18 protein-coding genes and 1 pseudogene are annotated in these 25,894 nt (G+C 73.0%); 3 read left to right on the top strand and 16 right to left on the bottom strand.

All coding sequences use genetic code 11. The features are described 5' to 3' along the window. The first annotated feature begins 26 nt into the window (after positions 1-26). Positions 27-1,685, top strand: coding sequence for a VCBS repeat-containing protein (locus DRB89_RS19860; protein ID WP_112449620.1), 1,659 nt, complete (start codon positions 27-29; stop codon positions 1,683-1,685). A gap of 74 nt (positions 1,686-1,759) precedes the next feature. On the opposite strand, the gene DRB89_RS19855 is transcribed toward DRB89_RS19860, so the two are convergent. The 4 genes from DRB89_RS19855 to serC form a co-directional block, all read right to left on the bottom strand. Next, the gene (locus DRB89_RS19855; protein WP_112449621.1) at positions 1,760-4,927 is read right to left on the bottom strand and encodes a molecular chaperone Hsp90; all 3,168 of its coding nucleotides are present in this window, start codon (positions 4,925-4,927) and stop codon (positions 1,760-1,762) included. Positions 4,928-5,103: 176 nt separating this feature from the next. Further along, entirely contained in the window at positions 5,104-5,739 is a 636-nt protein-coding gene (locus DRB89_RS19850; protein WP_112449622.1) for a class F sortase, read from the bottom strand. Continuing rightward, entirely contained in the window at positions 5,732-6,523 is a 792-nt protein-coding gene (locus DRB89_RS19845; RefSeq protein WP_162688658.1) for a hypothetical protein, read from the bottom strand. The genes DRB89_RS19850 and DRB89_RS19845 overlap by 8 nt, the downstream gene beginning before the upstream one ends. 416 nt (positions 6,524-6,939) lie before the next feature. Further along, on the bottom strand, positions 6,940-8,058 hold the full coding sequence (gene serC / locus DRB89_RS19835; protein ID WP_112449625.1) for a phosphoserine transaminase: 1,119 nt from the start codon (positions 8,056-8,058) through the stop codon (positions 6,940-6,942). A gap of 55 nt (positions 8,059-8,113) precedes the next feature. On the opposite strand from serC, the gene DRB89_RS19830 reads away from it, so the two are divergent. After that, positions 8,114-10,591, top strand: a complete 2,478-nt coding sequence (locus DRB89_RS19830; protein ID WP_112463361.1) for an FAD-binding and (Fe-S)-binding domain-containing protein — start codon at positions 8,114-8,116, stop codon at positions 10,589-10,591. Here the strand turns inward: DRB89_RS19830 and DRB89_RS19825 are convergent. The 12 genes and pseudogenes from DRB89_RS19825 to DRB89_RS19770 all read right to left on the bottom strand — a co-directional run. Further along, positions 10,491-11,642, bottom strand: a pseudogene (locus DRB89_RS19825) (MFS transporter); the annotation flags it as partial. The gene DRB89_RS19830 and the pseudogene DRB89_RS19825 overlap by 101 nt on opposite strands. A 13-nt stretch (positions 11,643-11,655) precedes the next feature. After that, positions 11,656-12,879, bottom strand: coding sequence for a 3-hydroxybenzoate 6-monooxygenase (locus tag DRB89_RS19820; RefSeq protein WP_112449638.1), 1,224 nt, complete (start codon positions 12,877-12,879; stop codon positions 11,656-11,658). 34 nt (positions 12,880-12,913) lie between these two features. Next, positions 12,914-14,824, bottom strand: coding sequence for an anthranilate synthase family protein (locus DRB89_RS19815; protein ID WP_239516240.1), 1,911 nt, complete (start codon positions 14,822-14,824; stop codon positions 12,914-12,916). Next, positions 14,821-15,486, bottom strand: a complete 666-nt coding sequence (locus DRB89_RS19810) for an isochorismatase family protein (RefSeq protein ID WP_112449637.1) — start codon at positions 15,484-15,486, stop codon at positions 14,821-14,823. Before DRB89_RS19810 ends, DRB89_RS19815 begins: the two co-directional genes overlap by 4 nt. Then, positions 15,486-16,256 (bottom strand): 2,3-dihydro-2,3-dihydroxybenzoate dehydrogenase, encoded by a 771-nt coding sequence (locus DRB89_RS19805; protein ID WP_112449636.1) that lies wholly within the window; start codon positions 16,254-16,256, stop codon positions 15,486-15,488. Before DRB89_RS19805 ends, DRB89_RS19810 begins: the two co-directional genes overlap by 1 nt. Further along, a complete protein-coding gene (locus DRB89_RS19800) occupies positions 16,253-17,671 on the bottom strand; it encodes an FAD-dependent oxidoreductase (RefSeq protein WP_112449635.1) in 1,419 nt (472 codons plus the stop codon). The genes DRB89_RS19805 and DRB89_RS19800 overlap by 4 nt, the downstream gene beginning before the upstream one ends. Next, on the bottom strand, positions 17,668-19,563 hold the full coding sequence (gene shc, locus DRB89_RS19795; RefSeq protein WP_112449634.1) for a squalene--hopene cyclase: 1,896 nt from the start codon (positions 19,561-19,563) through the stop codon (positions 17,668-17,670). Before shc ends, DRB89_RS19800 begins: the two co-directional genes overlap by 4 nt. Then, entirely contained in the window at positions 19,563-19,985 is a 423-nt protein-coding gene (locus DRB89_RS19790) for a DUF2834 domain-containing protein (protein WP_239516819.1), read from the bottom strand. Before DRB89_RS19790 ends, shc begins: the two co-directional genes overlap by 1 nt. After that, positions 19,975-21,540, bottom strand: coding sequence for an NAD(P)/FAD-dependent oxidoreductase (locus DRB89_RS19785; RefSeq protein ID WP_239516239.1), 1,566 nt, complete (start codon positions 21,538-21,540; stop codon positions 19,975-19,977). Before DRB89_RS19785 ends, DRB89_RS19790 begins: the two co-directional genes overlap by 11 nt. Next, positions 21,537-22,433: a 1,4-dihydroxy-2-naphthoate polyprenyltransferase gene (locus DRB89_RS19780; protein ID WP_112449633.1), complete on the bottom strand. Its 897-nt coding sequence runs from the start codon at positions 22,431-22,433 to the stop codon at positions 21,537-21,539. The genes DRB89_RS19785 and DRB89_RS19780 overlap by 4 nt, the downstream gene beginning before the upstream one ends. Then, the gene (gene ubiG / locus DRB89_RS19775; RefSeq protein ID WP_112449632.1) at positions 22,427-23,149 is read right to left on the bottom strand and encodes a bifunctional 2-polyprenyl-6-hydroxyphenol methylase/3-demethylubiquinol 3-O-methyltransferase UbiG; all 723 of its coding nucleotides are present in this window, start codon (positions 23,147-23,149) and stop codon (positions 22,427-22,429) included. Before ubiG ends, DRB89_RS19780 begins: the two co-directional genes overlap by 7 nt. Before the next feature lie 67 nt (positions 23,150-23,216). Continuing rightward, positions 23,217-24,272, bottom strand: coding sequence for a polyprenyl synthetase family protein (locus tag DRB89_RS19770; protein ID WP_112449631.1), 1,056 nt, complete (start codon positions 24,270-24,272; stop codon positions 23,217-23,219). Between the two features lie 152 nt (positions 24,273-24,424). On the opposite strand from DRB89_RS19770, the gene DRB89_RS19765 reads away from it, so the two are divergent. After that, on the top strand, positions 24,425-25,843 hold the full coding sequence (locus DRB89_RS19765; protein WP_112453569.1) for a cytochrome P450: 1,419 nt from the start codon (positions 24,425-24,427) through the stop codon (positions 25,841-25,843). Positions 25,844-25,894 lie beyond the last annotated feature (51 nt).

The raw sequence follows: 25,894 nt of genomic DNA, 5'->3' as shown, positions 1-25,894 counted from the left end.
AGATTTCCCAGGGGGGGAAACACCACATGAAACTCGTTCGCGCACTACCGACAGCGGCCCTGGCCCTGGCGCTCGGCCTGTCGGCCGCGGCGCCGGCCGCGGCCGCGGGCCCCGTGGCGCCCAAGGTCACCGCGCCCCGCACCAGCCCCACCCCCGGCTTCGCCGGTGAAGGCACCTCCTCCGCCTGCTACACCAACCCGTACTCCGGGGCCGGTGCGGGCTGGATCGGCCTGGGCGACGTCACGCTCAGTGCCAAGGTCGGCTCCCCGTCGGCCACGCAGTTCCAGACGACGTTCCAGCTCTGGGACACCGCGTACGGGGGCAAGCGCACCGACTTCGCGACGGGCTGGTCCGGTTCCGAAGCCCGTACGACCGTCTCCCGTGACCTGCTGAAGGACGGCGGCCAGTACGCCTGGCGGGCCCGCGCCACCGACGGGAAGCTGACCGGCGCCTACTCGGCCTGGTGCTACTTCCGCGTCGACCACACGCAGCCGACCGCCGAGGTCAGCACGGACGCGACGCCCAAGATGCAAGGTGTGGAAGCCACCTTCACTTTGAAGGGCACCGACACGGGATCGGAGATCGCCTGCGCCCGCTGGCAGACCACCCCGATCTTCGGCGTCGGCTGGAAGTGCTCGGACGAGGCCGTGGACTCCCACGTCGTGCGTCTGACGGACGGCGCGGCCGACATCAAGCTCAAGCCCGCCACCTGGGGCAGCCAGTACGTCTACCTCCAGACGATGGACAACGCGGGCAACCTCGGCGAGGCCAACCTGTCGTACTACGCGCAGTCCAGCACCGCCCCCGCCGCCTTCGGTGACATCGACGCAGACGGGAAGCCGGACGTCCTCGTCCCGGACGCGGCCGGCAACCTCCGCAAGCCGGGCTCGAACCCGCTGGACACCGCCAGCGCGCGCGCCGCGGCCGCTCCGGGCGGCAGCGGGAGCTGGGCCGGGGTCCAGTACACCCACCGCGGTTCGCTGGGCGGCCGGCCGGTCGACGACCTGCTGGGACACGCCCCCGGCGCCGCCCATCTCTACTTCTTCCGCAACGACGGCGGTGGCCTGTTCACGGAGCAGGGTGCGACGACCGTCAGGAAGCCCAACACCTGCGTGAACGCGGCGTTCGAGCCCATCGTGTGCGCGGATCACGGCCTCGGCGCCGACTGGTCGAAGGTCACGCGGATCGCGGCGTTCGGCTCGCCCTCGGGCGACAGCCCGGTCGGGGCCAGCCTGCCGCGCACCTCGGTGCTGTTCGTCGAGAACGGCCGCCTGTGGCTGGTGCAGCGCGGCTCCGTCAACAATCTGGAGGCGGAAGCCGTCCTCCTCTCGGGCAATGACACCCGCTGGGCGGGCTACGAGCTCCTCACCCCGGGCCGGGCGCAGGGCACGGACTTCCCCACCCTGTGGGCCCGTTCCACGGCGGACGGCACGATCCGCGCCCTCACCATGGGCGGGACGCCGGAGCTCCCGGACTTCTCCGCCTTCGCCGACCCGTCCGCCGGGCCGGTCCTGACCACTCTGGCCCCGGCCGGCCACCCGCGCGTCGGCTCGGACGGCGACCTCACGGGTGACGGCCTCCCGGACCTCTGGTCCGCCGACGCCTCCGGCAAGGTCACGGTCTTCCCGGGTACGGGAACGGCCGCACCGCACCCGACGGTGACGGGCTTCGGCCCGGCCGTCTGAGTAGTAGAGCAGCAATGAGTCCGGCGCCCCGCGGGAGTGGGGCGCCGGAGTCGTTTCCCCGGTCGGACCGGCGGTCAGTCGAACCAGCGGTCGCGGGCCAGTTCTGACGTGCGGGAGGGGTCTTCCAGGAGGGCCGCCACCTCGAAGCGGCGGGGCCACTGGCCCGCCGCCCAGGCGAGGGCCGCCGCCACGCCCTCCAGGGTGGAGGCGTGGAGGGTGCCGTCCGGGGTGCGGCGCCAGTCGAGTTCGACGCCGCCCGCCAGGAGCTCCTCGTGCTCCACGTAGTGGGCCGGGGTGGCCGGGCCGAGGAGCTGGAGGACGGATTCGGGGGTCTCGTGCTCTTCGCCCTCGGTGCTGACCTCCGCCGGGACCGTCTCCGAGAGGCGGCGGACCTGGAAGAGCTCCGCCAGGTCGGCGGCCCGGGCAGGGGCCACCGGCAGGAGGGGGAGGCCGGCGGTGAGCGGGAGCAGGTCCGGGGCGTCCGCGATCACCGCGTCCGTCGCGTCGACCACCACGACCTCGCCGTCGACCACCGCGCGCAGCTCGTCGGGGAGGGTGACCTGGTCGGGGTCCAGGTCGGCCAGCGCCCCGTACAGGGCGTGCAGTTGGCGGCCGCCGACCTCGCGCTCCGGGTCGGCGAGGCGGCTCAGGAGCTCGGCCGCGCCGCCCGGTTCGTCCAGCAGGGCGGGCACGGTGGTGCGTACGCCCAGCGCCCGCAGGACCTGCTCGTCCTCGAAGCCGGTGGCGTCCGCCGGGGTGTAGAGCCCCGCCAGCAGCGGGTCGCCGCCCGCCGCGCGCAGGCCCGCCGGGCGGCGGCCGTCCAGGACCGGGTGGTCGCGCAGCCACCAGGCGGTGTACGGGCGCACGGACCGGGTGGTGCCGTCCGGGAGGAGGACGCGGACGGGCTGGGTGAGGGCGTCGCGGAAGGGCGGCTGGGCGAGCATGGCCAGCGCCTGGGGCCAGCAGTCGTCATCGACCAGGTCGAGGTCCCGTACGGCGACCAGCTCGGTGGCGACCGGCGGCACCGGGGTGTCGGGGAGCTGGTCCAGGACGTCCTCGCACCACACGTCGACCGCGTCGAGCAGCCCGGCGTCGTCGGGTTCGGCGAAGTCCCCGTCGCGGGGCTCCAGTTCGTCCGGATCCAGGACCACGTCGGTGGCCCGGACCAGCTGGAAGGCGGCCAGGACGCCGACGGCCTCCAGGGTCCGCGCGTCCCAGCGTTCCACCAGCTCGGCGTCCACGTACGGGATCTCGTCCTCCCGGATGACGGAGGCGAGCGGGGAGCCGGGCAGCAGCAGCTCGCCGGCCGGGGTCGGCTCGCCGTCCTCGTCGGGCAGCGCGAGCGCGCCCAGCCACGGCTCGTCACCGGGCGCCAGCTCGGCGGCCCGCACCAGCCCGAGGACGATGTCGGCCAGCTCCTCGGCGTCGAGCCCGTCCTCGTCCCACACGTCCCCGGCGTCCAGGGAGGCCGCGACGGCCGCCCGCACCTGCGGGGTCGTCAGGACGGCGCGCGGGGAGGCCGGCAGCGCGCCGAGCTTCTCCAGCAGCGGGTGCGCCGCGTCCGGATGGGCCACCTTCAGGCCGAGCCGGGCCAGCTGCCGCGAGGCGTCCGCGTCCGGGGCGTCCACGCCGGGCAGCAGCAGGTGCCGGGGCCCGATCGCGGTGCGCCCGTCGGCCAGCGGCACCGGGAGCCCGGAAAGCCGGTCCGGGTCGACGCCCGCGAGGCTGTCGTAGAGCCGGTGCCACCACTCGGGGGTCCGCTCGATGCCGGCGATCCGCTCGATGGCGTCGCCCAGCGGCAGCCGGCCCACCCCGAGGGCGCGCAGCTCGGAGCGGCGCTCCAGCCCGGCGGGGAGCAGGGTCGGCAGCACCTCGGCGAGGACCCGTACGGTGTCGGCGCCCGCGCCCTCCACCACCTCGGCCTCGAAGGGGCGCAGCGCGGCGCGCTCCCGCGGCTCGCCCTCGGCCGGCTCCTCGGGTTCGGCGGCCGGGGCGAGGAAGGCCGTGCGGGGCAGGCGGGTGAGGACGGCCGCGCGCAGCGCCCCGTCGAGCTCGCCCTTGCCGAGCGGCCCGGGTACGAGGTCCACGAGCGCGGTGCTCACCGGGTCCCAGGAGCCGAGGAGTTCGGCGTAGGCGTCGGCGGCGCGCTCGACGAGGAAGTCGGTGAGCGGCCCCGGCGCGGGGTGGCGGCGCGCGGTGTCCAGCGGCAGGGTCGCGATGAGCAGGGCCGGGATCCCGAGCGGCTCGTCGGTCGGGGTCGGCGCGTGCACCACGGGCGCGGTGGCCGGCCGGACCGGGGCGCCTTGGGCGTCGACGGGCACGGCCCAGGACACCGCCCAGGCGGGGCGCAGCCGTTCCTCGACGGGCCGGTCGGCGAGCAGCGCCTTCTCGATGGGGCCGCCGTGGCGGACGGTGCGCCAGCGGTTGGTGCCGGACGCGGAGTCCTCGATGACGGTGTACGGGCCTTCGGTGCGGCGGCGCAGCGTCCGTACGGTCCCGGAGCCGCCCGCCGACGGGGTCTCGACGACGACCTCGGCCAGCCCGGGCAGGGTCAGCAGCAGGGCGTCGTCGATCGCGGCGAGCAGCCGCTCGACGAGGTCCTCGGCGGCGGTGTCGCGCAGGGGGAGGACCACGACGGTGTCGTATCCGTCGGGTGCGGTGCCCTCGGCGGGCAGCGGGAGGCGCAGCAGCGGGACGTGGCCGTCGCGGCGGCGCAGTTCGTCGCCGAGTCCGGGGCTGCCGACGGTCGCGCCGCGGGCCAGTTCGCGGGCCTCGGCCAGGGACCAGCGGACTCCGCCGTGACGGCCGAGGACGGCCGGTTCGTCCGAGACGGCGAGGACGGCGGCGAAGCCGACGCCGAAGCGGCCGACGCTGCCGGCGGAGTCGTCGCGCTTGGCGGAGGCGCGCAGGGTGGAGAGCGACTCCACGCCGGTGGCGTCCAGCGGGGCGCCGTTGTTGGCGACGGCGAGCACGGCGTGCCCGTCGGGCTGGTCGGTGCCCGCGTGCAGGGTGAGCCGCAGCCGGCCGGGGACCTTGGCGCGGGCGGCCGCGTCGGCGGCGTTCTGCGCGAGCTCGACGACGAGCCGGTCGCGGTAGCCGCCGAGCGCCAGGTCCTCCTCGGCGTTGGCGTCCTCGCGGAAGCGGGCGGGGCCCGCGCCCCAGGCGTCGAGCACCCCGCGCCGCAACCGGGCCGTGCCGAAGGGGTCCACGCCGTCCTGGGCCGCCGTCACTCGCACGCTCACGCCGCTGCCTCCATGCTGTACCGCTCTGTGCCGCATCCGCCGAAGCCGGAAGCCGAAGCCGAATGCCGGGCCTTGAAGGTATCGCGTGCGGGAGCGGCGGCGGCCACGGGCCGGGCCCGCGTCCCACGGGCCGGTCACGTGGGACGCGACGGGTTCCGGGCGCGGGGCGCGGCGGGCTACTCCTGGCCGACGAGGTGCGCGAACACCACGACGTTGGCGTCCCAGTGGCGGTCCTTGGTGAGGTCGCCGCCGCAGGTGATGAGGCGCAGCTCGGCCTTGCCGTGGGTGTCCCCGTAGACCTTCTCGGTGGGGAAGCCGTCCTTCTTGAAGGTGTCGACCGTGTCGACCTGGAAGACGGCGGTGCTGCCGTCGTCGCGGTGGACCTCGATCTTCTCGTCCTTCTTCAGCTTCTTGAGGTTGTAGAAGACGGCCTCGGGCACCTTGGGGGTGTCCATGTGCCCGACGATGGCGGCCGCGCCCTTCTCCCCGGGGGTCGGGCCCTCCTTGTACCAGGCCGCGTCCATCGGCTTGGCGAAGTCGGGCTCCGTCATGACGCCCTGGGCGTCGAGTCCGACGGAGTCGAGCGGGGCGTCGACCTTGATGTCCGGGATCACGATGCGGTCCGGGACGGAGGGCTTGAGCGCGGAGGCGGCCTTGGCGGACGCCGGGCTGTTCTTGACGGTGTCACCGCCGCCGGAGGAGCAGGAGGTGACGAGGACGACGGTGAGGGCCGACGCGCCCGCCAGGGCGGCCACGCGCAGGGCGCGGCCGCTCCGGCGGGGGGTGCGTTCGGGGGTGGACTGCTCAGCCATGGTCAGCGGCGTCCGAGGGGACCCAGCCGAGGGGGGCCTGGCCGGTGTTCACGGAACCCTTGGGGGTCTTGTGGTCCTTCGGGTCGACCGGCTTCGGCTTCGGGGCCGGGGTCGGGTTGCCGGTCGCGTCGGTGGAGAACTTGACGGTGTCGAACTTCTTGCCGCCCGCGAAGGCGTCGACGCCGTAGTAGCCGGACTTGACGTTCTTGGAGACGACCGCGGTGCCGGTCCAGACGCCCTTGCCGTCGTTCTTCAGGTTGACCTGGCCGCCGAAGGCGTCGGACTTGATGAACGCGCTCTTCTCGTTCGGCGCCGTCTTGATGGTGACCTGGATCTTGTCGCCGGGCTTGCCGTTGTCCTTGGACAGGCTGACCGTGGACTCGGTCGGCTTGGGGGAGTCGGACGTGACGGTGAGCTGCGCGGTGGCCTGGATCTTCTTGCCGTCGGGGCCCGTGCCGGTGAGGGAGATCCCGTAGGTGCCGTCGGCGACCTTGGAGACCGTGGCGGTGGCGCCGCGGCCGTCGGTCATCTTCACGTTGCCCAGGGCCGCGGAGGAGATGGACAGGTTCGTCGAGCCGTCCGGGACCTCCATGGACATCCGGATGGAGTCGCCGGGCTTCGCGGTGGAGGTCGACAGCTTCAGGGCCACGGGCGCGGAGGGGGTCTCGGTGCTGGGGCTGCTCGACGCCGTCGGGGTGGAATCGGCGGCGAACGCGACGGTGGGGACTGCCAGGGCCATAGACGAGGCGAGGGCGATCGCCGAGAGGGTAAGTGCCTTGCGCATGGGGTTCCTCCTGAACGGGCCGGGGTTCGTTCCCGGCACACCAGACATGAGGGACATCCTGGGGTGGTTGGTTGCGGCCCTCCGAGGGGCCGGGGAGGGCCCCTGCCGAAGGTCCCGCCGCATAAAGCCGCAGGCGGCAGCGGTGGTGGGGATCTTCCGTTTGCGGACTCTTTGCCCCGATTTTTGGGACCAAGGTCCCGGGTTTCCGGGTCGTGCGGCGGACTCTGTCCTTCAGGGCTCCTTCAGGGCTCCTTCAGGGCCCGTTCAGGACGGCCTCAGGGCCGACTCCGGCGGGATGCGGACAACGCGGAGCCCCCGGTGACGAAGTGTCACCGGGGGCTCCGGAGCGTGTCGGACGGGTCGGTCGGCCGACTCGGTCAGCCGGGTCGGCCAGCCGGGTCGGTCAGAGGGGTCGGTCAGAGGGCTTCGATCACGAAGTCCACGCACGCGGTCAGCGCCTGCACGTCCGCCGGGTCGATCGCCGGGAACATGGCGACGCGCAGCTGGTTGCGGCCGAGCTTGCGGTAGGGCTCGGTGTCCACGATGCCGTTGGCGCGCAGCACCTTGGCGACCGCGGCCGCGTCGATGTCGTCCGAGAAGTCGATCGTGCCGATCACGGCGGAACGCTTCGCGGCGTCCGCGACGAACGGGCTCGCGTACTTCGACGCCTCGGCCCAGCCGTACAGGTGGGCCGCGCTGGCCGACGTACGGCCGGTCGTGAACTCCAGGCCGCCCTGGCTGTTCATCCACTCCAGCTGCTGGTCCAGCAGGAAGAGGGTGGAGAGCGCCGGGGTGTTGTACGTCTGGTTCTTCAGCGAGTTGTCGATCGCCGTCGGCAGCGAGAAGAACTCCGGGATGTGCCGGCCGGAGGCGTGCACGCGGGCCGCGCGCTCCAGGGCCGCCGGGGAGAACGCCGCCAGCCACAGGCCGCCGTCGGAGGCGAAGGACTTCTGCGGGGCGAAGTAGTAGACGTCGGTCTCGGTGATGTCCACCGGCAGGCCGCCGGCACCCGAGGTCGCGTCCACCAGGACGAGTGAACCCGCGTCGGCGCCCGCGACGCGCTTGATGGGCGCCGCGACACCCGTCGAGGTCTCGTTGTGCGTGTACGCGTACACGTCCACGCCCGCCTCCGCCACCGGCTCCGGGTGCGTACCCGGCTCGGAGGAGATCACGGACGGCGCGTCCAGCCACGGCGCGGACTTCGCGGCCGAGGCGAACTTCGAGGAGAACTCGCCGAAGGTGAGGTGCTGCGACTTCCGCTCGATGAGACCGGCGGTCGCGATGTCCCAGAAGGCGGTGGAGCCGCCGTTGCCCAGGATCACCTCGTAGCCCTCGGGGAGGGAGAAGAGGTCCCGGAGTCCCTGGCGAACCGAGCCGACCAGGTTCTTGACCGGGGCCTGGCGGTGCGAGGTTCCGAGCAGGGAGGTACCGGTGGCGGCGAGGGCGTCCAGCGCCTCGGTCCGCACCTTGGAGGGGCCCGCGCCGAAGCGTCCGTCGGCGGGCTTGATGTCAGCGGGAATCTGGATCTCAGCCACGATCCGAGCGTATCCGGTCCCGGTCCACGCCTCGGAGGCGCGTCCACCCGATGAGATGAACCGGGCCGGTGGGAGGGTGTCGTCCGTGACCTCACCCGGTGAACTCGAACGGACATTGCGGAAGAACCTGCGCGGAGAGGTCGACTTCGGCGCCGCCGCGCGGGCCCTGACGACCATGGACGCCTCGAACTACCGCCGCGTCCCGCTCGGCGTGGTCGCCCCGCGCGACGCCGATGACGTGGCCGCCGCCCTCGTGACCTGCGCCGATGCCGGCGTCCCCGTCGTCCCGCGCGGCGGCGGCACCTCCATCGCCGGGCAGTCCACCGGGACCGGAGTCGTCCTCGACTTCACCCGCCACATGAACGCCCTCCTCTCCCTCGATCCGGCCGCGCGCACCGCCGTGGTCCAGCCCGGCCTGGTCCTCGACCGGCTGCGGGACGCGGCGCGCCCGCACGGGCTGGTCTTCGGCCCGGACCCCTCCACGCACTCCCGCTGCACGCTCGGCGGGATGATCGGCAACAACGCGTGCGGGGCCCACTCGGTCGCCTGGGGGACCACCGCCGACAACGTGGCCGAGCTCTCGGTGACCGCGTACGGGGGCTCCTCGTACCGGCTCGCCACCGGCTGGACGGGCGCGCCGCCGGGCCTGCGGGAGCTGGTCGCCGAGAACCTGGCGGTCCTGCGCACCGGCATGGCGGGCGGCTTCTCCCGGCGGATCTCGGGCTACGGCGGGCTGGACGCGCTGCTCCCCGAGCGGGGCGCCGGGCTCGCCCGGGCGTTCTGCGGCAGCGAGGGCACGCTCGGGGTGGTGACGCAGGCCGTGGTGCGCCTGGTGGAGGCCCCGCGCGCACCGGTGCTCGCGGTGCTCGGGTACGCCGACGAGAGCGCGGCCGCGGACGCGGCGGCGGGCCTGCTGGGGCACCTGCCGCTGACGGTGGAGGGCATGGCGGCCGACCTGGTCGGGGCCGCGGCCGCGGGCCTGCCGAGGGGCGGCGCGTGGCTGTTCGCGGAAATGCGGGACGAGGCCGCCGCGCGGTCCCTGCTGAGGGGTGCGGACGCGGTGGACAGCCTGCTGATCACCGACCCGGCGGGGCAGCGGGCGCTGTGGCGGATCCGCGAGGACGCGGCGGGCACCGCGACCAGGATGCCCGACGGGGGGATGGCCTGGCCCGGATGGGAGGACTGCGCGGTCCCGCCGGCCCGGCTCGGCGGCTACCTGAGGGACTTCCGCGCGCTGCTGGCGGAGCACGGCCTGCGCGGATCCCCGTACGGGCACTTCGGCGAGGGCTGCGTGCACGTCCGCATCGACTTCGACCTCGTGACGGCGGGCGGCGTGGGGCGCTTCCGCGCCTTCTCCACCGCCCTCGCCGACCTGGTGGTCGCCCACGGCGGCTCCCTCTCGGGCGAGCACGGGGACGGCCAGGCGCGGGCGGAGCTGCTGCCGCGCATGTACGGGCCCTCGGTGATCTCCCTCTTCGAGGCCTACAAGCGGGTCTGGGACCCGGCGGGCGGCATGAACCCGGGCATGCTGGTCCGCCCGGCGCGCCTGGACGAGAACCTCCGCTTCGCGGTGCTGCCGCCCTCGGACTTCGCGGGGGAGGTCGCGCGGTGCGTCGGCGTCGCGAAGTGCCGGACCACGGACGTGGGCGGGCCGGGGGTGATGTGCCCGTCGTACCGGGCCACGGGGGAGGAGCGGCACTCCACGCGCGGCCGGGCCAGGCTGCTGCACGAGATGCTCGCCGGGGAGATCGTGACCGACGGTTGGCGCTCGGCGGAGGTCGCCGAGGCGCTGGACCTGTGCCTGGGCTGCAAGGGCTGCCGCAGCGACTGCCCGGTGGGCGTGGACATGGCCTCGTACAAGGCGGAGTTCCTCCACCGCCACTGGGCCGGCCGGCTGCGCCCGCTGTCCCACTACGTACTGGGCGGCCTGCCGACGTGGCTCCGCCTGATCGCCGCGCTCCGGCTGGCCCGCCCGGTGAACCTGCTGGCCCGCCTCTTCCGCATCCCGGGCCTGGAGCGCGCCCGGGCCCTGCCCCCGCTGGCCCCGCAGCCCTTCACCCGCTGGTGGCGCGGCACGGAAGGCCGGCCCCGCCGGCGTCTCGGGCGCGGGGTCCGGGGCGGAGCCCCAGGTCTTCCGGGTCCGGGCGGAGCCCGGGGAACGGTGGAAGGGCGGGGAGGGGAAGACCGCCCGCAGGGCCTGCCCGCGCCGGGGGCCGCGCCCGAGGCCGCGCCCGAGGCGACAGGCCCTCCCCCGGTCTCCCCGACGCCCCGGAGAGCCGGCCGCCGTGGGGTCAGCCCGTGCTCGCGCGGGTCTTGTGCTCCTCACCCGGACGGTCCCGGGGGTCCTGGCCGGGCTCCTGCGGCCGGGGCTCGTCGGAGAGGTACGGGCGGTACGCCGCGGACACGAAGACCAGGACGACGGTCACGGCCAGCGAGGCGAGCCCGCCGCCCCAGAGGACGACCCGCACCCCCCAGTGGTCGGCGATCCAGCCGCAGATCAGGGCGCCGACCGGGGTGGAGCCCTGGAAGATGAGGAAGTACAGCGCCATCACCCGGCCCCGGTACTGCGGGTCGCTCCCCAACTGGATCCGGTGGTTGGCGGCCTGGGCGAAGTAGGCGGCCGCGAACCCGGTGGCCCCCAGCAGGGCCAGCGCCGCGGCGTAGCCGGTCACCAGGCCGGCGGCGGTCTCCACGGCGGCGAAGGCGAGGGCCGCGCCGAGGACGAGCCGGTGCGAGGGCCTGCCGCTGCGGCCGGCGGTCACGAAGGCCGCGGCCAGCGAGCCGGCGGCCAGCGCGGTGGTCAGCATCCCGAACGAGGCCGAGCCGGTGTGGAACACCGTCTTGGCCAGCAGCGGCAGGACCAGCTGGAAGTTGAAGCCCAGCAGTCCGATGCAGGCGACGAGGACCAGCGGCAGGACGAGGTCCGGGCGGCCCGCGAGGTAGCGCAGCCCGTCGGACACCTTGGCGTCGTGCGCCCGGACCTCGGGGCGCTGGAGCTCGTGCGGGCGCATGACCAGCAGCGCGGTGACCGTGGCCACGTAGCTGACCGCGTTGAGCAGCACCACGGACACCACCCCGAAGCCGCTGATCGCCACGCCCGCGATCGCCGGCCCCGCGATGCGGGCCACGTTGAAGTACGCGGCGCTCATGGCGGAGGCGTTGGGCAGCAGGTCGGGGCCGACCATCTCGCTCACGAAGGACATGCGGGCCGGGGTCTCGACGGCGTTGACCGTGCCGAGGGCCAGGGCGAAGACGTAGACGTGCCACAGCCGCTCGGCGCCGGAGAGCAGCAGGAGTCCCATCAGCAGGGCCAGGGTGCCCGCCGCGATGTTGGCCAGGACCAGCAGGGCGCGCTTGTCGTACCGGTCGGCGAGCCGTCCCGCGTAGAGGCTGCACAGCAGGACCGGGGCGAACTGCAGCGCGGTCACCAGGCCGAGCGTCTGCGCCGAGTCGCCGGACATCGACAGGACCAGCCAGTCCTGGGCGACGAACATCATCGAGCCGCAGGTGACCGAGAGCACCTGCCCGAGGGTGAAATAGCGGAAATTGCGGACGGACAGGGACCGGAAGGAATGTCTCACCATGAGACCTTCTCGCCTACGGCGGTCGAACGCCGCTCAAGGCGGGCACGGCACGCGGTGCGGTCCCCGTCAGGCGGTGGCCGTGCAGCCAGGACACCTTCTCGTACAGGTCCTCCTCGGTCAGGGACCGCAGCATCGCGTTGCGCGCCCGCGCGGCCGCGCCCGCGGGGTGGTAGAGCCGCGTGCCCATCTCGCGGGCCACCAGCTGGGCGCGCGCGGTCCGCTCGCGCCGCCGCCCGTTGTACCGCTCCAGGCTCCGTGCTATGTCCTCGCCGGCGGTGTCCGCGAGTACCTCGCCCAGGACCACGGCGTCCTCCAGGGCCTGGCAGGCGCCCTGGGCGGCGTACTGGAGCATCGGGTGGGCGGCGTCGCCCATCAGGGCGACCCGGCCGTCCGTCCAGACGTCGACCGGATCGCGGTCGCAGAGCACCCACTCCCGCCAGTCCTCGCCCAGTTCCAGCAGGCGCCGGCCGGTCGGGCCGAGCTCCCGGAAGCGCTCCAGCACGGTGGCGCGGCGCGCCGGGCGTCCCGCCACGGGCTCGACGGCGCCGTCGTCGAGGGTCGCGGCGAGGTTGAGGTGCTTGCCGCCGCCGATAAGGTAGTGCACGAAGTGCCAGTCGGGGCCCGCCCACAGGGTCACGGCGTTCCACCTCAGGTCCCCCGGCACCTTCGCGATCGGTATCACCGACCGGTAGATGGTGTGGCCGCTGACCCGGGGCGGGCCGTCGCCGGCCAGTTGGGCGCGGACGGCCGAGCGGATGCCGTCGGCTCCGATGAGCAGGTCGCCCGTGAACGTGCGGCCGTCCGCGCCGGAGACGGTGACCCGCTCCCCGTCCTGCGCGTACCCCCGTACGCCGGCCCCGGCGACGAGCTCGACGCCGTCGGCCGCACGGCACGCCGAGAGCAGCGGGTGGTGGAGGTCGCCGCGCGCGACCACGGCGTACGGGTTGGCGAACCGGCGGCGGTAGCGCCCGGTGAGCGGCATGGCGGCGACCTTCTCGCCCGTCGTGCCGTCCATGAAGCGCAGTTCGTCGGTGAACACCGCCCGGTCGCGCACCTCCTGGCCGACGCCCAGGAGGTCCAGGGCGTGGAAGGCGTTCGGGCCGAGCTGGATGCCCGCGCCGATCTCGGCGAAGCCGTCCGCGCGCTCCAGGACCGTGACGCGGTGCCCGCGCCGGGCCAGGGAGAGGGCGGTGGCCAGGCCGCCTATGCCGCCTCCGGCGACGAGTGCGTGAGCCATGGCGCGCTGGGTGTCCCTTCTCTCCGGTCGACTGTCACCCGCACCGCCCCATCACCTCCGTGATCAGCGAGCCGATGATCCGCGGGCCGTCCTGGGTGAGGACGGACTCCGCGTGGAACTGCATCGAGGCGAAGTGCGGGCCGAGCAGGGCGTGCACCTCGCCGGTCTCCGGGTCCCTGCTCACGGCGGTGCGGCCGAAGGCGGGGTGCTCGATGACGTCGCTGTCGGAGCGGGCCGCGAACGTGTTGTAGAAGCCGACCCGTTCGCGCCGGCCGAACAGGTCGATCTCGTGCTGTACGCCCTGGTTCGGGGACGGGCGGCGGGCCAGGCCGAGCCCGAGCCGGGCGCTCAGCACCTGGTGGCTCAGGCACACCGACAGGAAGGGGCGTCCTTCGTCCAGCAGCCGGGACACCGCCGACCAGAGGTGGGCGATCTTCGGGCGCAGCAGCTGCCGGGGGTCGCCGGGCCCCGGGCCGAGCACCACGAGGTCGTACGCCGCGGTGTCGTACTCCTCGTCGAAGCGCCGTACGGTCACTTCGAGCCCCAGCGAGCGGATCTGGTGGGCGAGCATCACCGTGAAGGTGTCCTCGGCGTCGACCACGAGCGCACGGAGCCCGGCCGGTTCGGCCGCCGGGGCGGTCCTGCCGTCCGGCTCGTCCAGCCAGAATCCGGAGACGAGCTCGTTGCGCGCCGCCAGGGCGGAGCGGACGTCGGGATGGCCGGCGAAGCGGGTGGGCGCGGGCTCGGCGAGCGCGGCGAGCAGCCCGGACACCTTGGCGCGCGTCTCGCGGGCCTCGGACTCGGGATCGGAGTGCCGCACGAGCGTGGCGCCGACGCCGATCCGCAGCCGGCCGTCCGCCGAGATGTCGGCGGTGCGGATCAGGATGGAGGAGTCCAGGGTCCGGCCGCCGGAGGCGTCGCGCCCGATGAGGGCGGCCGCGCCGCTGTAGTAGCCGCGCCCGCAGTGCTCGTGGCGCTTGATGACCTTGGCGGCGTTCTCGAGCGGCGATCCGGTCACCGTCGGGGCGAACATCGTCTCCCGCAGGATGTCGCGGACGTCGCGGTCGGTGTGGCCCTTGATGAGGTATTCGGTGTGCGCGAGGCGTGCCATCTCCTTGAGGTGGGGGCCGACGAGCCGTGCGCCGGAGGGGCAGACGCGGACCATCATCTTCAGTTCCTCGTCCACCACCATGTACAGCTCGTCGGTCTCCTTGCGGTCCGTCAGGAAGGACATCAGCCCGTCGAGGGTGGGGCCGCCCTCGGGGTAGCAGTACGTGCCGCTGACGGGGTTCATGACGGCCGTGCCGCCCCGCACGCTGATGTGCCGCTCGGGGGTGGCGCCCACGAGCACGCGGTCGCCCGTGTGGACGAGGAAGGTCCAGTAGGCGCCGGTCTCCCGTTCCAGCAGCCGGCGGAAGAAGGACAGGGCTCCGCTCGGGGAGAAGCCGGGGAGCCATGCCGTGAACGTCCGCTTGATCACGAAGTTCGCGCCCTCGCCGGTGCCGATCTCGTCGGCGATCACGCGGCGCACGATGTCCGCGTACTCCTCGTCCGGGATGTCGAAGGCGTCCTGGTCGACCTTGACCGGCTCGTTCGGCAGCCTGCGCAGGGCCTCGGAGAGCGGCAGCGCCTGCTGCTCGGTGACCGTCATCGCGATCAGCGGCTCGCCGTCGTCGTGGGCCTCGAACCCGCGCTCGGTGATCTGCCGGTAGGGCAGCAGGGCGAGCAGTTCGTGCCCGGCCCCCGGGGCCGAGGTGTCGGGGAGCGGCAGGTCGGCGAGCGTGCGGTGGGCGGACGTCTCGCCGAGCAGCACCTCCAGGGTGTCCGGGGAGGTGGCCTCCGGCCGGTACAGGAGGGCGAAGGCGGGCGCGGTCCCCTCCAGTACGCGTGCCAGCAGGTCCGGGGCTTCGAACGGGCCGGCCCCGGCCCGGATCGCGGCGCTCACCGTACGCCCTGCGCCGCGGGCGCGGCCGTCAGGGACTCGCACAGGGCGGCCGTGGTGACGACGGCGGCGCACCGCTGCGCCGCGTACTCCAGGGCGAGGCGGTGGTGGTCGGCGGAGAAGTCGGCGACGGCGTCGGCCGCCAGGAACGGCTGGATGTCGTGGGTGAAGGCGTCCACCGCCGTCATCAGCACGCCGACGTGGGCGTAGACGCCGCAGAGGACGAGCTGGTCGCGTCCCTCGGCGCGCATGCGCTCCAGCAGATCGGTGCGGAAGAACGCGCTGTAGCGCCACTTGGTGAGCAGCCAGTCTCCGGCCGCCGGTTCGAGGGCTTCGACGACCCGGCGGTGTTCGGGCGCCGTCCGCATGCCGGGTCCCCAGAAGTCCACGAGCAGGCCGCGCTGCTCGGGCGTCATCCCGCCGGGCTGGGCGGTGTAGGCGACGGGGACGCCGAGTTCGGCGCAGTGCCGGCGCAGCCGGGCCGCGTTGTGGACGAGGGGGGCTCCGGGTGAGGAGTCCGGCGGGAAGGGTTCGAGGAAGTACTCCTGCATGTCGTGGACGAGGAGTACGGCGCGCCGCGGGTCGGCCCGCCAGTCCACGAGGACCGGGGGGAGCTCTCCGGGCAGCGGCATCGGGTAGGGGGCTATGGAAGGCAGTCCGGCCATCAGTACACCTGCGCTCCGAGGGTCGCCCCTCCGTCGACGGTGAGGTCGTGCATGGTGATGTGTCCGGCTTCCTCGGACAGCAGGAAGCGGACGGCGTGCGCGACGTCCTGGGGGCTCGCCACCTTGCCCAGCGGAATGCCCACCCGGTACGCGGCGTGGTCCCCGGCGACGGACGCGGCGGCCGCGTCCCCGCCGGAGTGCATGCCGTGCAGCATCGGGGTGTCCGTGGAGCCGGGGGCGACGAGGTTGCAGCGGATTCCGTACTGCGCGACCTCCAGGCCGAGGCACTTGGTGAAGGCGCTCGCCGCCGCCTTGGAGGCGGCGTACGCGGCCATGGCCCCCCGGGCGATGCTCGCCGCGTTCGATCCGACGGTGACGATGGCGCCCTGGCGGCGCGGGATCATGCGGTTGACGACCGACCGGGACATGAAGAAGACGCCGTTGGTGTTGACCGCGAAGGTGCTGTGCCAGTCCCGGTCGGTCAGCGCCCTCGATTCGGCCAGGAGGAGCACTCCGGCCGCGTTCACCAGGTAGCCGATGGGACCCGCGACCCGCTCCACTTCCGCCACCACCGCCTCGGCCTCGGCGGAGGAGGTGACATCGGCCGGATGGGCCCATACGGGCAGCCCGTCGGCGGTGAGCTCGTCGACGACGGCGGACAGCCGGCCGGGGTCGAGGTCCACGGCGGCCACGGTGATGCCCCGTTCCGCGAGCAGCCGCGCCACCGCGGCGCCGATCCCGCCGGCCGCGCCGGTCACGACGGCGATCACGGCCGGCCTCCCCGGGTGCGCCCGGCCAGCAGCCGGATGCCCGCCGCGAACGGGGCGAGCGCCACGCGCAGTGCCCGGGCGAGCACCGGGCTGATCCCGCCGATCCGCTCGATCCGCACGGGCGGCGCGTCGGGGCGCAGGGCCCGGCGCACCGACTCGGCGGCCGCCAGTCCGGAGCGCACGGCGCCCTCCATGCCCGCGACTCCGGGCGGGCCCGCGCAGAAGTCGCCGGCGACGTGCAGGTTGGCGAGCGCGGTCGAACTCGCCGGCCGGAGCCGGTCGGAGCCGGGTCCGGGCGCGAAGAACGGCACCTTGTGGTGCGGTTGGTAGCAGACGTGCTCGATGTCGTCCCAGGTGAGGACCGGCACGTAAGTCATGAGCTCCTCCACGAGGATCTTGACCGCCTCGTCCTCGGACAGGTCCGCGAGCCGTGACACGCGGCCGACCACGCAGTTGAGGAGACTGGTCTCGTGGCCCTCCCAGACCTGGCCGACGTCGATGAGCGTGATCGCGTGGGGCGATTCGACGAGCCGGATGTGTTCCGCGGGCATGCCCGGCAGGCGCCTGCGCAGGTAGATGTGCAGCGCCCCCAGCGGGCGCGATACCAACTCCTCGACACCGTGCGGTGGTTGGAGCGCGCCCGTGACGGCCGGGCCGAGTCCGGAGAGCCGGCCGTGCGGGAGCGCGAGCACCACGTGGCCGTCGACGTCCTCGGTCACGGCGGCGCCGTCGCCGTCGCGGACGGTGAGGGTGTCCAGGCGGCCGCCGTCCACGGAGACTTGCAGGAGTTCCGTGCCGGTGACGATCTCGACGCCGGCCTCCTCCAGCCGCTTGCGGAAGGGGCCGATGAACCACTGCTGGAGGTCTCCCCTGGGCATGCGCACCTTGCCGGGGTGGCGTGCGAAGGCGGCGATGCTGCCCCGGAAGCTCGCCGCCGACACGGACCGGCTCTCCGCGGCGCTGGAGGCGACGAAGAGGTGCTCCACGTCGGCGATCGCCGCCTGCGTCAGGTACCAGCGGCTGTGCAGGAACCGGTGGAGCGATTCGTCGCGGGCCCCGTACTTCTGGGCGAGCAGGTCGATCACCCCGTAGAAGAAGAGCAGTTGGTCGGCGACGGGGGTGACCGCCGACCGGAAGGAGGGGAACTCGCCCGGCACCAGCTGGTGCAGGCTCCCGGTCTCGCGCAGGTTCCCCGCGATGCCCAGTTCCCCGACGAGCTTCAGGGTGTTGAGGTACCAGGCGGGGAAGATGTGCACCCCGTGGTCCTCGACCCGGCCGTCGATCACCCGTGATCCGGCCATCCCGCCGAGCTCCGGGGAGGCTTCGATCAGCCGTACCGGAATCCCGTACCGGCGGATGGCCCAGGCCGCCGTCATTCCGGCGAGGCCTCCACCGACCACCGTCACGCCGGTCATCGCTCCTCCGAACCGTCGGTGCGGGCCAGGTACGCCGACATGGCCATCACGGGGTAGATCAGGCGCAGCAGGCTGTCGCGCCAGTACAGGCCGTCGTGGTGCACGACCCAGGTGTGCCAGGGTTCGGCCCAGTCGCCGTCCTCCTGCTGGGTGCGGACCAGGAACTCGAGGCCCGCGCGGACCTCTTCGCTGTCGGCGCGGCCGGCGGCGATGAGCGCGAGGAGCGCCCAGCCCGTCTGCGAGGGGGTGCTCGCGCCGTTCCCGATCCAGGCCGGGTCGTGCAGGGCGCGGATGTCCTCGCCCCAGCCGCCGTCGTCCTGCTGGTGCGCGACGATCCACTCGCAGGCCCGGGCCACGGCCGGGTCGGTGCCCGGGATCCCGCACGCGGTGAGCCCGGTGACGGCCGCGCTCGTGCCGTGCAGGTGGTAGCAGGCCCACCAGCCGGGCCACGATCCGTCGGCGTGCTGGTTCTCGCGCAGCCACTCGATGCCGCGCAGGGCGGCGGGGGTGCGGGCCTGGCCGTCGGAGCCCAGGGCTTCCAGGACGTGCCCGGTGACGTCGGCCGAGGGCGCCTCGAGGAATCCGATGGCGGCCAGCTTGTCGCGTCCGGGCAGCTTCCAGCGCAGCGGTTCGAAGGCGGCCCAGCCGCCGTCGTCGCACTGCTGGGACTCCATCCACCGGCCGGCCCGCTCGCACGCCTCGTCGACGGCCGCGTCGCTGCCGCGCGGGTGGAACCGGCGCAGCGCGGCCACCGCGAAGGCGGTGTCGTCGGCGTCGGGGTTGGCGTTGTTGGTGAACTCGTACGGCCATCCGCCGGCGACCGGGTCCTTGGTCAGCACGGCCCAGTCGCCGAGCTCCGTGACCTGGTTGGCGAGCAGCCAGCGGACCGCGGGTTCGGCGGCGGACTTCGTGTCGGGGCCGCCGGCGGCCGCGGTCGCGTGCAGGCCGAGGGCGGTGTCCATGACCACCGAGGTCCACATCTCGACCCGGCGGTGGCCGTCCTTCTCGACGACGTACCGGTCGAGGCCCTCCATCGCGGCCTTGACGACCGGGTGGTCCTGTCCGAAGCCGACCGCGTCCAGTCCCATGACGACGTTCGCGGTCTGCGGCCAGTTGCCGCCCCAGCTGCCGTCCGTTTCCTGGGTGCGCACGAGCCAGTCCGCGGCCTTGCGGACGGCCCGGCGGCGCAGGAAGCCGATCGGGTGGCGGGCGTACCAGTGGGTGAGGGTCGTCCCGATGCGCAGGGCGGCGGGCCTGGGGAGCCTGCGCCGGGCGCTGGGCTTGGCGAACAGTTCGGCGATGTCGAAGCCGGCGGGGACCACCGGCCGGTCGGCCATGAACAGGCTGTTGGCGACGACGATGCCGCGGGCGGCGGCGCCGAACTGGTAGATGTTGCCGGGGAACCTGCTGGGCAGCAGGACGATCTCCGCCGGGATCAGCGGGATGTCGCGCCACGGCCAGAGCCCGATCAGGGCCAGCCAGGCCAGCATGAGGAGGTTGTCGACGCCCTCGATGCCGCCGCCTGCCCGGATCGACCCGGCGGCCGCGCGCATCTCCGGTTCGTCCGGGTCGTGGCCGGCGAGCCGCAGCGCGACGTAGCAGAAGATGGAGAGCAGGAGCTCGTCGGGCCCCTGGTAGTAGGACGCCCATCCGCCCGTGGCGGTCTGCTCGCTGAGGATCGTGCTCGCCGCGGCGGCGGCCGTGCCGTCGTCGGGCAGCCGCAGGAAGTGCCGCAGGATGACCTCGCCGGATTCGCCGATGAGGCTGGTCTCGAAGTCGCCCTTCCAATGGCCGGCCGGGTCCTGGCGCTCCCGGAGCGTACGGGCGGCCAGGGCCAGTGAACGGTCGACGCTCGCGGTGAGCGCGATGGCCTCGGTGGCCTCGGTGGTCATCACTGCATCCCTCTCGTCAATTCGTGGGAGGCCGCGGGGACGGGGCTCGGTCCCCCGCCGCGCGCGGCCGCGATCTTGAGCTGGCGGACGTACATGAAGGCGGTGAAGCTCGCGCACAGCGCCAGCGCCGGGGCGCCGATGATGTACGCCCACACGTGGCGGATGCCGTGCCGCCGGGCCTCGACGACCATGAAGCCCGCCAGCGCCGCCCAGATGAGGAACAGGTCGGCGTAGATGAACCGGGCCGCCGGGTTCGTCAGCGCGTCGCGCATGAAGGTGCGGATGACGCCGAAGACGCCGTCGTGGATGTTGTCCACCACGAAGTCGACGGCCAGCGCCCCCATGACCAGGGAGCCGGCCACGGAGAAGATCCCGTAGAACAGGCACAGCTCGCGGTCCCTGCCGCGCACCTCAGCGAGCATCCGCACGTCGGCCTCCGGAGCTGTGGTCGTACCGGTAGTGGTCGAGGTCGAAGTGCCGGGCCCGCCAGGCGGCCTCGTACCGCGTGGCCGGCCGGACGGCCGGCGCGTCCCCGCGCTCGTCGAGGTAGTAGGTGTTCGCGCGCCGGCAGCTCTCGTCGAGGAACACGGTGCCCGGCTGCCTGCGCAGCGTCCTGCGGAAGGACTTGTCGTGCTCCTCCGGCCGGACGGAGGCCTCCGTGGCCCGCCGCCGGCGGGCCTCGCCGATCACCCGCAGGGCGTGGGTGACCTGGTAGTCGATCATTCCGAACCAGGATCCGCCGGTGAACGAGTACGGCCCGACGATGAACCAGAGGTTCGGGAAGCCCTTCACCGAACTGCCCTCGTACGTCTGGAAGCGCTCGGTCCGCCAGAACTCCCTCAGCTCCCGGTTCGCGGGGCCGTGCACCGGGAAGGGCGGCAGGTTCTCCAGGACGTGGAAGCCCGTGGCGAGCACGAGTACGTCGAGCAGCTGCTCCTCGCCGTCCGCCGTGTGGATGCCGGTCTCGGTGATCCGCTCGATGCGTTCGGTGACGAGTTCGACGTTGTCCCGGGTGAAGGCGCGCCAGTAGCCCTTGCCGAACGACGGCCGCTTGCAGCCCAGTTTGTAGGCGGGGGTGAGCTTCCTGATCAGCTCGGGATCGCCGCCCACCTCCCGGCGCAGATGGCGCCGGGACAGCGCTTCCCCGGCCTTCACCAGGAAGGGGAACCGGCGGTGGTAGATCATGGCGATCACGAAGCTGAGCTCCGTCACCGTGTCCGTGAACAGCCGGACCAGGCGCTGCGTCCACGGGGCCGACCGGAACAGTCGGCTGACGGCGGCCGGCATCGCGAAGTCCGGTTTCGGGAACACCCAGATGGGGGTGCGCTGGTAGACGTGGAGCCGCTCCACGTCGGGGGCGATCTCCGGGACGAGCTGCACGGACGAGGCGCCGGTGCCGATCAGCCCGACGTTGCGGCCGCTGAGCTCCAGGGAGTGGTCCCAGCGCGCCGTGTGCACGACCTCGCCCTTGAAGGTGTCGAGTCCCTCGATGTCGGGCGCCTTGGGCTTGGTGAGCCAGCCGGTGGCGCAGATGACGAACCGTCCGGTGGTCGCGGTGCCGTCCGCCAGGAAGACGGTCCACACGTGCGCGGCCCCGTCGTACTCGGCGCGCACGACCCTCGCGTTCAGCCGCAGGTGGCCGCCCAGCCCGTACTTGCGCACGCAGTGCCGGGCGTACGCCTTCAGTTCCGCGCCGGGAGGGAACGCCCGGGTCCATGACGGGGAGGGCTCGAAGGCGAAGGAGTAGGAGAAGGCGGTGATGTCCACGGCGATGCCGGGGTACTGGTTGGCGTGCCAGCTGCCGCCGATGTCGTCCTGCTCGTCCAGGACCACGAAGTCCTCGATGCCGGCCTTGCGCAGGCCGATCGCCGTGCCGATTCCGGAGAACCCGGCGCCGATGACCAGCACTTCGTGGTCCGGGGCCACCGCGGCCCCGGGGGTGTCCGGCGTCCGCGGGGTCCCGCTCCGGCCGGTCACAGGACCAGTCCGGTCGCCAGCAGGGCCCCGTACACGAGGAGCAGTACGCAGGTCTGCTCCAGCGCCGCTATCAGATCGCTGCCGCGCGCCCCGCCGAGCACCCGCCGCAGCGGGAGGACGGCGGACGGGGCGGCGGCGAGCAGGAGCAGCAGCCAGGGCCGGGCGGTCGCCAGGAGCAGTCCGGACGCGAAGGCGGCGGCGACGCACAGGGCGTAGTACACGCGGGTGCGTCCGTCGCCCAGCCGCACCGCGAGGGTGATCTTCCCCGCGGCGGTGTCGGTCGGGATGTCGCGGAGGTTGTTCGTGGTCAGCAGCGCGACGGCGAGCAGGCCGATGGGTACCGACGCGCCGAGGGCGAGCAGGGGCACCCGGCCGAGCTGGATGAATGCGGTGGCGCACACGGCGATGACCCCGTGGAAGAGGAAGATGCTGACGTCCCCCAGTCCCAGGTAGCCGTAGGGCCGGGACCCGCCGGTGTAGAACCAGCCGCCGACCGCGCAGAGCGCGGCCAGCGCGAGCAGCCACCAGGAGATCGTCACCGCCATGACCGCGCCGGCCAGGACCGCGACGCCGTACAGGGCGAGCCCCATGCGCAGGACCTGGCGCGGCGAGGCCCGCCCCGATCCCACCAGGCGGACGGGGCCCACCCGTTCGTCGTCGGCCCCCCGCACCCCGTCGCTGTAGTCGTTGAAGAAGTTCGTGCCCAGGACGAAGCCCAGGCCGAAGAGCAGGGTCAGGGCGGCGCGCCACCAGCTGAAGTGGCCCTGCGAGCGGGCGACCGCCCATCCCACCACGATCGGCGCCAGCGTCACCGGCAGGGTCTTGAGCCGGGCGCCGACCACCCAGGTGCGCACGGCGCCGCGGACCGGCGGCCGCTGATCCGTCGTCACCATGTGGGGCCCGCCTTGGTGCCCGCCCCGAGGAAGAGAACGCCGGTGGACCGGACGGGAACCATGCGGACCCCTTCGCGGCGCCGGGCCAGGTAGCCGATCCCGTCGCGGAAGCTCGGGCGCAGGCCGTGCAGCTCGAGCTCCACCCCGTGCGCCCGCGCGGCCTTCACCAGGCGCTCGCGGTTGACGAAGAGGCGGTGGTCGTGGGTGCCGCGGGCCGGCCTGCCCGGCAGGGGCAGGTTCTCGGCGAGGGTGATGGAGACCAGCCGCGCGATTCTGGTGTCGGCGATGGTGTCGACGACCAGTGTTCCGCCCGGGCGCAGGACCCGGCACAGCTCCGCCACCACCCCGTAGGGATCCGGTACGTGTTCGAGGCACTGACCCGCCGTGACGACGTCGAACGACTCGTCGGGGAAGGGGAGTTCGGAGATGTCGGTGCGGACCACCTCGTCGAAGCCGTGGCGCAGCGCCTCTTCGAGGGACTTGGCCGAGAGGTCGACGCCGACCAGGCGGTAGCCCTTGCCGGCCACGTGGGGGCCGAACAGGCCGCCCCCGCAGCCGACATCGAGCAGTCGGGCCTGCTCGCGCGCGGCGGGCGGGATGTGCTCGGCGCGGGCGCGAGCGATCCAGCCGAGCGGTGCTAGCGGTCCTCTAGGGTCCCACCACTGGTCGGCGAGACCATCGTAATCGCTGATGAAATCGGTTCGGAGCCCTGACACGACAACCCTCCGGGATCGACCCAGCCGGGACCGGCTGAGCGTGGACACCACTTGCGGCGCGATCGGTTCACACCGTCTCGACGAGCGCTTCCTGAGCGGGGTGCTGGGACGCGAGCCCGTCGACCAGGTCGCGCAGACACTTGCGTACGAGAGGAGCCCGGTGCGCGAAGGACGGATGGGACTCCAGCGCGTCCAGGGCCTGGGCCATGTAGCGCTGCGCCACGTCGGCCGCCCGGCCGATCGAACCGGACTCGTGCATGGCGTCGATGATCGCCTGGCACTGCGCCGGGGAAATCGGCTGCTCGCGCAATACCGGAAGAATGCGCTCCGGGGAATCCCTTACGGCGTAGATCACCGGAAGGGTGTACACGCCGTTGAGAACGTCCCTTCCGGGCTGCTTTCCCGTTTCCTGGCTGCAGATGTCCAGGATGTCGTCCCAGATCTGGAATGCCATTCCGAGATTGTGTCCGAAATTCTCCAGCACTTCTTGGGACGCGATGTCCCCGCCGGCCTGGGACGCCCCCATGAGCGAGGCCGTCCGGATCAGGCGCGCGGTCTTTCCGGAAATCGAGGTGAGGTATTCCTCTTCGGTGCGCAGGGAGTCGAAGAGCTGGGTGGTCTCCAGCATCTGGCCCACGCACAGGTCGATCAGGGTCTCCGCCATCGTCATCATGCGGGACGCGCCGAGGGAGGCCGCGGCCTGCATGCAGCGCGCGAGGAGGTAGTCCCCGGTCAGCAGCGCGATGGCGCCGCCGTACTTGGCGTTCGAGGTGGGCCTACCACGCCTGACCTGCGCTTCGTCGATCAGATCATCGTGGAACAGGGTGGCGATGTGCAGGATCTCGACGATGGCCGCCCCGTCGATCACGCGCTGGGGCGTGACCCGGGCCGGCTCGCCCTCGAGGAGGTACGAGGACAGGAGCACGAGCGTGGGCCGCAGCAGCCGGCCCGTCTGCTCCACGGCGTACATGATCGGTTCGTGGATCCTCTGGTGCGGCGGCACGGCGAGCGAGTAGAGACTTTCCCTGACCCGCTCCAGGTCGCCTTTGAGCCGTTCTTGAATCTGAACGAGTCCGCCGTCGGTCGGAAATTCACTTCCGAGCAGGGCCGATATCTCCTTCATTGACGGTTCCTTCCCCCGAGACCTCCATGCCGTCTTTCAGGCGAAGAGGACCGGCAAGTCTCACGAAGGGTCTAGGTTGCCTCGAGTGCGGTGCAACCCTGCATGAGACATTAGGAGGAAGGATTGAGAACGAGTAGAGAATGGATGGCGACATGAAAAGTGACACGGAAAGCATTCCGTCGGTACCGAAGGCACCCGGTGCGACGCCCGTCCTCGGGCACCTGCCCGCGCTCCTGCGGGCACCGCTGGCCTTCCTGCGGGGCCTGCCCGCTCATGGTCCGCTGGTGGAGATCCGGCTCGGCCGCAAGCCGATCGTCGTGGTGTGCGATCCCGAACTGACCCGTTCGTTCCTGGTCCAGGACCGCGTCTTCGACAAGGGCGGACCGCTCTTCGACCGGCTGCGCGAGGCGGGCGGACAGGGGCTGGCCACGTGCCCGAGCGGGGAGCACCGGCGCCAGCGCCGGCTCATACAACCGGCCTTCCACCAGGCCCGGTTCCCCGGCTACGCCGGCATCATGACCGAGCGGCTGGACGCCATCCTCGGCGGCTGGCGCGACGGCCAGACCCTCGACCTGAGCGTGGAGATCCGCAAGATCGCCGCCGACGTGGTCATCGCCGCAGTCTTCGGCACCCGCCTGGAGCGGGGCATCCACACCCGTCTGGCCACTGACTTCGACATCCTCCTGTCGGGCTTCACCCGGCACAGCCTCCTGCCGAAGCCGCTGCGCAAGGTGCCCACGCCCGGCAACGTCCGCTACGACCAGGCCACCAAGCGCGTGCGCGAGACCATGACCTCCCTCGTCGCCGAGCACCGCGAACGCGGCGCCACCGACGAGACGAACCTGCTGTCCATGCTCATCTCGGCCCGCGACCCGGAGAGCGACTCCCCCGCCCTGTCGGACGAGGAACTCGTGGACCAGGCCGTGACCATGTACTCGGCCGGCACGGAGACGACGGCGGGCTCGGTGGGCTGGGCCCTGTACCTGGCCGCCGTGCACCCGGAGGTCCTCGGACGGCTGACGGAGGAGATCGACACGGTGCTCGGGGGCCGCACCGCGACCTGGGAGGACCTTCCGCGACTGACGTACACGCGGCAGGTGTTGAACGAGGCCCTGCGCATGTACCCGCCCGGCTGGTTCCTGACCCGGCAGGTGATGTCGGACGCCAAGCTGGGCCCGTACTCCGTGGCGGAGGGGACGACCATGGCCTACAGCCCGTACCTCATCAGCCATCTGCCGTCGCTCTACCCCGACCCGGAGCGCTTCGACCCCGACCGCTGGATCCAGACCGGCCGCCAGCCGAAGGTGCCCGTCACCGTGTTCGGCGGCGGTGCCCGCAAGTGCATCGGCGACGAGTTCTCGCTCATCGAGGGCGTCCTGCTGCTGGCTTCCCTGCTCAGCCACTGGAAGGTCGATCTCCACCCCGGCAGCCTGACCCTCCCGCGGCTGCCGCAGCTCACGCTGAACCCGGGCAGGATGGTGGCCACGATCACCGCACGCGCGCCGCGCTGCCCGTACGCGAACCAGCCGGAGCCGGAGCCGGCCCGGGCGGCGGGCAGCCCGGACGTGTGACGCCGGCCCGTCTCCCCGGGGCCGCGTCCCGGGGAGACCGGCGGCTACCGG

It is taken from the genome of Streptomyces sp. ICC4, assembly GCF_003287915.1.
GTDB lineage: Bacteria > Actinomycetota > Actinomycetes > Streptomycetales > Streptomycetaceae > Streptomyces > Streptomyces tritrimontium.
The sequence above is the reverse complement of the archived record's forward strand: the minus strand, read 5'-3'. Positions and strand labels throughout refer to the sequence as shown.